Source organism: Burkholderia sp. Ac-20353 (genome assembly GCF_017104785.1).
Taxonomy (GTDB): Bacteria; Pseudomonadota; Gammaproteobacteria; order Burkholderiales; family Burkholderiaceae; genus Burkholderia.
Genome location: NZ_JAAGPL010000541.1, coordinates 1 through 807, shown reverse-complemented (window position 1 = coordinate 807; position 807 = coordinate 1). Strand labels below are relative to the sequence as shown.

Here is an 807-nt window from a genome sequence, read left to right as displayed (position 1 = left end):
AGATCGCGCTGCCGGCCGGCGGCGTCGTGCTGATCGACACGGCCCGCTACCCGTCGCCGCAGGCGGAGCAAGCGATCCACTGCGCGGACCTGACGCTCGTCGTCGTGCCGCCCGAACCGGCCGCCTGCGCGACCGTCAGCGCGCGGCTCGGCGCACTGCGGGCCGGCGGCGGCGCGCTGCAGATCGTCGCCAACCGGCTGAATCCCGCACGTGACCTGCAGCGCGACGCGCTCGCGATGCTGCGCGAGATCGCGGGCCCGGCAGTGATCCTCGACCAGCGGATCCACATCGACGCCGCGGTGCCGGAGTCGCTCGCGCGCGGCAGCTGGATCTTCGATGACGCGCCGTACTCGCAGGTGTCGCACGACCTGCACGGCGTCGCGAACTGGGTCGATGCATGGCTCGATGCGTGGCTCGACACGGCGGCGGGGCGCGCAGGAGCGCGGCGATGAAGCCAGCCGGATTTGTCGCGACCGTTGCCGCCGCCGTTGCCGCCGCCGTTGCCACCACCGCTGCCGCCGCCACAGCCAGGTTACGCACGGCGCGTCGCTGCGTGATTGACTGGTTCGCGCGAGGGCTCGGGCTGCCTGCGGAGCGCACGCTGCTCGACTGGGTCGTGCGCCTGTTCTTCCACGTGCCGCCGCCCGGCCGGCCCGACTCTGTGCGCCGTCATGCGCGTGCGCTGTTCCTGCGGCTCGCGGCCGAGCTGGGCGTGCTGCAGCCGCTGAGCCCACGCGAATGGCTGTGGCGCGCGTTCGTGCGCGCGCCGCGCCAGCCGGACGGCCGGCCCGCGCGCGACCCGCTCGC

General features: G+C 74.6%; 1 protein-coding gene and 1 pseudogene. Both read left to right on the top strand.

The genetic code is table 11. From position 1 onward, the window contains the following. Positions 1-452, top strand: a 452-nt coding sequence (locus G3N94_RS41845) for a cellulose synthase operon protein YhjQ/BcsQ (RefSeq protein ID WP_241022379.1), incomplete at its 5' end; no start/stop codon positions are given. Beyond that, positions 449-807 (top strand): annotated as a pseudogene (locus G3N94_RS41840) (hypothetical protein); the annotation flags it as partial. The gene G3N94_RS41845 and the pseudogene G3N94_RS41840, both read left to right, overlap by 4 nt.